Source organism: Otariodibacter sp., assembly GCF_029256985.1.
Lineage (GTDB): Bacteria > Pseudomonadota > Gammaproteobacteria > Enterobacterales > Pasteurellaceae > Otariodibacter.
Window position 1 is genome coordinate 1 of sequence record NZ_JARIDQ010000083.1, and the last position, 8067, is coordinate 8067.

6 protein-coding genes are annotated in these 8067 nt (G+C 33.2%); 5 read left to right on the top strand and 1 reads right to left on the bottom strand.

All coding sequences use genetic code 11. The features are described from left to right. A partial coding sequence (gene rph, locus Q1J40_RS08240) for a ribonuclease PH (RefSeq protein WP_301099652.1) occupies positions 1-584 on the top strand: 584 nt, incomplete at its 5' end. Between the two features lie 104 nt (positions 585-688). Here the strand turns inward: rph and Q1J40_RS08245 are convergent. Continuing rightward, positions 689-958, bottom strand: coding sequence for a YfhL family 4Fe-4S dicluster ferredoxin (locus Q1J40_RS08245; RefSeq protein ID WP_301099653.1), 270 nt, complete (start codon positions 956-958; stop codon positions 689-691). A 183-nt stretch (positions 959-1141) separates the two neighbouring features. On the opposite strand from Q1J40_RS08245, the gene nadR reads away from it, so the two are divergent. From nadR to Q1J40_RS08265, 4 genes are all read left to right on the top strand, one after another. Next, a complete protein-coding gene (gene nadR, locus Q1J40_RS08250; protein ID WP_301099654.1) occupies positions 1142-2410 on the top strand; it encodes a multifunctional transcriptional regulator/nicotinamide-nucleotide adenylyltransferase/ribosylnicotinamide kinase NadR in 1269 nt (422 codons plus the stop codon). After that, positions 2410-3099 (top strand): metallophosphoesterase family protein, encoded by a 690-nt coding sequence (locus Q1J40_RS08255; RefSeq protein WP_301099655.1) that lies wholly within the window; start codon positions 2410-2412, stop codon positions 3097-3099. Before nadR ends, Q1J40_RS08255 begins: the two co-directional genes overlap by 1 nt. Before the next feature lie 483 nt (positions 3100-3582). Then, the gene (locus Q1J40_RS08260) at positions 3583-7482 is read left to right on the top strand and encodes a hypothetical protein (RefSeq protein WP_301099656.1); all 3900 of its coding nucleotides are present in this window, start codon (positions 3583-3585) and stop codon (positions 7480-7482) included. Continuing rightward, positions 7482-8067: hypothetical protein (locus Q1J40_RS08265; protein WP_301099657.1), on the top strand; the 586-nt coding region annotated here is incomplete at its 3' end. The genes Q1J40_RS08260 and Q1J40_RS08265, both read left to right, overlap by 1 nt.

The window sequence follows — 8067 nt, forward strand, 5'->3', positions numbered from 1 at the left end:
AAAATGTACCTCGTTTCTTAAAAGGCCAACAACAAGGTTGGGTTACAGCAGAATATGGCATGTTACCAAGAGCGACTCACACCAGAACACAACGTGAAGCAGCAAAAGGTAAACAAGGCGGAAGAACTATGGAAATCCAACGTCTTATCGCTCGTTCATTACGCGCTATTGTTGATTTAAAAGCATTGGGTGAGCGTACTATCACGATTGATTGTGATGTAATCCAAGCGGATGGTGGTACTCGTACTGCATCAATTACTGGGGCTTGTGTTGCATTACACGATGCCATTAATAAATTAATCGCAGATGGCGTATTAAAACAAAATCCACTTAAAGGTTTAGTGGCTGCAATTTCAGTGGGTATCGTAAATGGTGAGGCTGTGTGTGATTTAGAATATGTTGAAGATTCTAATGCGGAAACAGATATGAATGTGGTAATGGTTGAAGATGGTCGTTTAGTTGAAGTTCAAGGAACAGCTGAAGGTGAGCCATTTAGCCATTCTGAATTATTAACCTTGCTTGATTTAGCAGGACAAGGCATTCAACAATTAATTGAAGCACAACATAAAGCCCTTGCAGAATAATTTCTAGCTAAACAAGCCCAAATAACAAGCGGTCAGTTCCAAGGAATAATTTGCAAAAAATTCCAACAAACTGACCGCTTAATGCATCCTAAAGCTCTAAATCTCTAAGACTCTTCCAATTCATCTGCATGATGAATTAATACAAATTTTTCCCAAAGTTGATCATTAGTTTCAACATTTTCCGGATCAGTAATAATACAATTATTGATGGGGCAAACTTTCTGACAGGTTGGAATTTCATAATGTCCCACACATTCAGTACAGAGATCAGGATCGATCACATAGATATCATCCCCCATTGAGATCGCCTGATTAGGACACTCGGGTTCACACATATCACAATTTGTACATTTGTGAGTTATTAATAATGCCATAAAATTTGCTCTCCGTTGAAGGTCGCTGATTATACCGATTCAGATAAAAGTAGAAAGGTTTTATACATTTTTTTGCAAAAAAATCATAGAAACTGACCGCTTGACTATACATTTTTCTGATAAAAAAATGACAAAAAGAACAATTTGCCCTATCATTCTCGCCTTAATTTTGAGGAATTATCTATGACTGATTTTGCTTATCTTCAACAAAAACGTAAACAACTTAAACTTAAGGTTAATGACATTTGTGCACAAGCTAATGTCACACGAGCTTACTTTAATCAGCTAGTGACTGGAAAAATTAAAAACCCTAGTGCAGCAAAATTACAAGCGCTTCATGATGCCTTAAATATTGTGGAAAATCCAAACCAACGTATTGGTGTGATTTTTGGTAAATTTTACCCTGTTCACACAGGACATATCAACATGATCTACGAAGCCTTCAGTAAAGTTGATATTCTTCATATTGTTGTAGGTACGGATACTGAACGAGATATACGCCTATTTAAAGAAAGCAAAATGAAGCATATGCCTACCAACGAAGATCGTCTACGTTGGATGCAACAAATTTTCAAATATCAAAAAAAACAGATTTTTATTCATCAATTAGTCGAAGATGGTGTGCCAAGTTACCCAAATGGTTGGGAAGCTTGGGCAAATCGAGTAAAAGAACTATTTACAGATAAAGGAATTCAGCCTAGCGTCGTATTCAGTAGTGAAGTTCAAGATAAAGAACCCTATGAAAAATATCTTAATTTGGAAGTACATTTAGTCGATCCTGCTCGTCAATCATTTAATGTATCAGCAACTAAGATCCGTAGTCATCCTTTCCAATATTGGAAATTTATTCCTAAAGAAGTGCGTCCTTTCTTCGTTAAAACGATTGCAATTTTAGGTGGAGAAAGCAGTGGTAAAAGTGTATTAGTTAGCAAACTAGCAAATGTATTCAATACTACATCTGCTTGGGAATACGGACGTGAATACGTGTTTGAACAATTAGGTGGTGATGAGCAAGCTATGCAATATTCTGATTACCCCAAAATTGTATTAGGACATCAACGCTATATTGATTATGCAATGAAACACGCTGATAAAGTGGCGATTATTGACACGGATTACATTACTACACAAGCATTCTGTATTCAGTATGAAGGTAAAGCACATCCGTTCTTAGATTCAATGATCAAAGAATACCCATTTGATGTCACTATTTTATTAGCAAATAACACTAAATGGGTTGATGATGGCTTACGCAGTTTAGGATCAGCTAAACAACGCCAACGATTCCAACAACTACTCAAAAAACTTTTAGATAAGTATAATGTTCCTTACATTGAGATTGAATCGCCTAGCTATTTAGATCGGTATAATCAAACCAAGGAAATAGTTGAAGCAATCCTAAATGAAGAAGATATTCCATTTACATTACAAGCAGAAAAAGAGAAAGCATAATGATACTTTTTGCGGGAGATCCGCATGGGAGTTACGCCCACCTTTACCCTTTTGTTCAAGAGCATGAAAATGTTTCGCTCATTATTTTGGGGGATTTACAACTTACCACAACAGAGGAGTTAGATAAACTTGCTCAATATTGTGATCTGTGGTTTATTCATGGTAATCATGATAGTAAAACTGTTGCCGCATTTGATGCCCTATGGAATTCTGAATGGAAATCTCGTAATCTACATGGGAGAGTGGTGGAAATTCAAGGGACTCGTATTGCAGGGTTAGGAGGAGTGTTCCGTGGACATATCTGGATGCCCCCACATCGCCCCATGTTTTTTGATCCCATTCACTTCTGCCAATATTCTCCACAAGAAAAAATCTGGCGAGGAGGAGTTCCTTTACGTCACCGCACTTCAATTTTCCCTTCAGATATTGAAGCACTCGAAACTCAAAAAGCAGATGTTCTAATCTCCCATGAAGCACCAAGGCCTCATCCACAAGGGTTTGCTGCTATTAATCAATTAGCAAGAAAAATGGGAGTCAGAAAGATTTTCCACGGACATCATCACGATAACTTCGATTACAAACCTATTAATCGAAATAAAGCCTGTGATATTTATAACGTAGGCTTTAGAAGTGTTGCTGATCTCGATGGTAATTATTTATTACGTGGAGTAGATGATAGAGATCAATAAATCTCATTCCAAGCATATAACATAGGGCGATCTTCTCGCCCTATTTTTTTATATAAATCTCATAAAATAAATATCTCAAATATCTCAAATATCTCAAATATCTCAAATATCTCAAATATCTTAAATATCTTAAATATCTCAAATATCTTAAATACCTTAAATATCTTAAATACCTTAAATACCTTAAATACCTTAAATACCTTAAATACCTTAAATACCACATCTATTTTAGCAAATATTAAAAAAACTTTAATAATTTTTCCATATATTATAAATAATTATTTTATAGTTAATATGTTTAATTAATAAAAACACAATTAAAACCAATAAAAAATATAATTAACTATAATTAATAAATTATTACAAATATATAATTAAAAAAATAATGAAAATATATTAAAACAAATATATTATATTAAGCGTTATATATAACATTATTTGCAAATACCTTATATTAATCATCTACATTTATCAGGAGTAATAATGAATAATGAAATCTCAATTCCATTTTCTTATAATGAAATTATTTCATATACAATCGATCAAGCATTATCTTTATCTAAGCATCTAAATAAAGCTAATGCTATATCAGGATTTTGTCCCTTACAAGGACCGACAGGAGGAGGGAAAAGCAGTGCTTTATATCGGAGTCCTAATAAAGATATTCCAGCAAGTCTAGAATATATAAAGTCTAAAGGATTACAGGCTATTTTAGTTACCCATCGATGGAATATCTTACATGATATATATAATAGTGCTATATCTGGAAAAGATAGCCAAGGAAACCCATTTAGAGTAAGTATTATTTACGCACAAGATGAGACCATTACCGCAGCAGTATTACAACAATGCTTACCACATGAAAATGAATTTGCATCATCTGATTTACCTAATCCATTCCAATCTATTCAGGAATTAGAAAAGTTAGGATATTTCTCTGCTGAAACGGCAACTGTATTAGAACGTAGTTGCAAAGAGATTATAAAAATGAATCAAAGAATTAAATATTATAAAAATAATTTTGATACATTTTTATTTAAAGAGGAGGAAAGAAAATTAAAAAAACAGTGTAGTCAGATAGAAAATATATTACTCACTCACATGACTACTTTAGAAAAAAATATTCGTTCTAATAAAAGAAAATATGGTAAAGAACACAGTTTAACTAAACAAGCTGAAAAAAAACTACAAATATTCCGCTTAAACAAATGGATTCGGCGTATATTTCCAGCTATTACTTGGAGAGATGATAACCAACATTTACTTCTATTAACTACTCAAAAATTATTTACATCCTTCTATGATGGAAAAAACAAGGTAAATATCTCAAGTGATAAACTAGCAGGAAAAGTTATTTTTATTGATGAATTTGATTATCAAGCAGACATTTTACAATCCTCACTATCTCAATCACAAATAGTGCAAGAACCCCCAGAATGTATTGGTCAATTACTTGAAAGTGGTAAGCGATTACTCGCTAGAATGCGATACACAACAGCTGAACCAATCCCTGAACTTTATGAAAAATTAAAACAATTCATTACTGAGCTAGAAGGGGATTTAACAGCAAAAGATATAAACTTAAATCAATCTAGAGCACTTGTCATTCCATTAAAGCAATATGAGTCTGGAAAAAAATTTGATGATAAATATTTATTTCGTTCAGATCATTTAGTTACTAGTGAAAGAATTACTTTACATCAACTAGATTATGGCTTTGAAGTAATCAATAAAAATAATGATAAAACTCATATAGAAAATGAAATTGATGTTGGCGATTTTCTCAGAGTTTTAGAAAAATATATTAGAAAATTTAATTTCCTTCTCTCCAATCTTTCTCAAAATGAATCTGACGCTTACGAATATTTAAGAAAATTAAACCGATTGCTCTTTGATTCAGTTAACGACTACCGTTCATCTCACTATAGTAAGATCCTACAAAATAGCTCATCATTTTCTTTTCCTCATACAAAATTGCCTGAATTAAAGGCAATTAATCAATCTAATTTATTACCCAATACTCAAATCAATATCTCTGGTCTAACTACTTGGCTATTGACGACAAATATAGCAGAAGCTGATATTGATCCGCTTAGAATAAAAACCAAACGGGCATTATTGCCAACCACTCCAGAGGGATTGATGGCATCTCTTGCGAGTAGAAATCTTGTTTTTGCGTTATCCGCCACTTCTTATATTGAAAGAGCTATCGGAAATTTTGATATTCGATGGATAGAAAATGCATTACGTTATATTGCACAAGCTAGAAATCCATCCTGTACGGAAAGTTTTTTAGGAAATATATTTGAAGACCGACCAAAAAGTTGGTTTAGTAAACCTATCCCTTATTTACAGACTACCGAAGATAAAAATAGACAAATTTCAGTCATTAAACATCTAGGTAAACTAAAATCAGAAAAACGAAATTCCAAGCTAACAACACAAATTCACAATTTTGATAAAGAGATATTTGATAGTAATTTTTATGAAATAAAACAGCATTTAGACGCCTCATTTTTTGAGGTAGAAAGTTACGATCATATATACGAATATCGCCAATCAACCCTATTAAAATTACTTTATATTTTAGGCTTATCAACCCAAGAGCCATATCATAAAGGCCATTTAGTCTTTGTTAATTCGTTCAAATACTTAAAAAAATGGCTATTGAATGAAACGGCTGAAAATAGTAGGAAAAGTGCAAATTGGATTAAATTCGATCCTAAACTACAAGGGATTTTTACTGATTTCCCAGAAGTATTTATTCCTTTAACGATCAATGATACACCGATGATACTTTGTATGCTCAATGCCGAATCACAAAAACAAAAAGGTTTTGAACTGGCTTATCAAGCGGCTTTTGAAACCAATAGAACAGTATTTGTAATAACGCAAACAGCATCAGCAACAAATGGCATAAATCTCGATTACTCTATTCCATCTTCTAATAACGCAATGGATTTAACCTCTCTATTCATTGTTGAAAGTAAACATTTCTTCTTTTCATCTTGGGACAGAAATGATGATGATAATGAAATGGCTCATGCTGGTTTTCAATTAAGAAATTTAGAAAAATTAGTCAGAGCATCTGCTTTTTCTCGCAAACAACAGCGAGCATATATCATGCCTCTTATGAATAACTCAAGTAAGGGAATCGCAGAGTTAAATGCACGTTATAAAACAACTAATGACTATATTAAAAACATTGCCGCAGACATCCAACAACAAGTCGGTAGAATTGAAAGGGTGTGGAATCATATACCTAATATTACCATCCACTTAAGCAATGAGATTGCACAACATTTACGTAAATATAGCCAACTCACAACTTTTACCAATAATAGACATTGGATATCAAATCTTAATAATCAACTTATTGATGACTTAATCAATACTCATAGCGAAGGAGGAGTCGATTTTCTCCAATTTATAAAAACGCCATCTCAAAATGGTTCTATGGCTATTGAAATTATTGATAATAATCTTATTCCTGAGATTCGTGATGCAAGGGAAGGGAAAGCAAATATCAGTGATATTTCTTCTCTTTGGTATAAGCTTGGTCGTGCTGTACTACAACACGATTTACAGTGGGAGCCAGATAGTAATAGCTTTAATATAAATACCCCGCTATATAACTGGGCATGCTTTGAAATTCCTGAAGAATCAAAACAGACAGGAGAAATTTGGTATGACCCTAAAAGCTGGCAATTCTTTGCTCATCGAGCAGCTGGACTAAAAAAATATAACCCTCAACAACTATATAAAGTTGTTCAACATCATCCTGAAATATATGAATGGTTTAATAGAAAAGGATTTCGTATATCGCTAATACCTTTTACTAATGATCTTGAAGAACAATACGCATTTCATCCAGCAGTAGTTCAACGTATCTTACAAGGACGTATTGGCGAGGAAAGTATTAAAGCACTCCTTAACGCTGAACAATTGAAAGTTATCGATTCTAATTCGCTTGATAAAGAACCCGAATTATTTGAGTTATATGACTTTGAAATTGCGAATACAAATGTTTTTGTCGATGCTAAATACTGGTCTCACACCACAATAGACGATGCTGAAAATAATTTTCAACAATGGATTTCTTCTGGTAAGGATCCTAGTCTTGCGCCGTTAGGCGTAATCAAAAAGCTAGAAAAAATCCAAGCCACACGAGGAAAGGACTCAATTCTAGTCATTGCTAATTTATTAACTGATGAAGACGATTGTTCCCTATCTGGTTTTTCTGAAAAATTAGTTCCTCAAAAAGTCGAAAATGCCTCAATTCTATTTTTATCTGGTTGCCTAACCCACGATAAATATCAAAAAACATCTGGATTTAATTGGTTATCTAAAATCCTTCACCAACGTTTAAAGGAAATTTTATAATGAAACAAAATAATGAATCAAAAACATTACCATTATCACATTTACTGTATCTTAATAGCCAAATTGATGCTGATAAAGCAGATAATTTTATTGTTTATCACTATCCCTTACTAAATAGCTATCAATGGCAAGAAAAAAAAGCCTGGGAAAAAGCCTGGGAAGAACGCATAGATAATGAATTAGATAGCAGACAATTTGCTTATTTAATGAAAAGAAATGGCAATCAATTTGGATTATACGTCGCATTACAAAACTCAAATGATGAACCACCTTGTATCTTAGATGCAGAAAAACAACCGATTATTCCTGAGCGAGTTCATTACTCTCCCACATTAAATCCTATATGGATCCGTTTAATGATGCGTTCACTAAGGGCTTTCGGTGGGCATTGTAAAGGAGCTTATAGCCTAGGTTGTCCACTACTAAAAGTAGATAGTTGGAAAAACGGGGTAAATGCCATTAGCTTAGATTGTAGAACGCAACAATTAAAAGATAATGAAACGGTAGAAATTGCCCTCTTTTATACTAACGTTCCTTTAAGACCTATATCGAATAATGAAGAACTTAGTAAAATCAAAAAGCCAT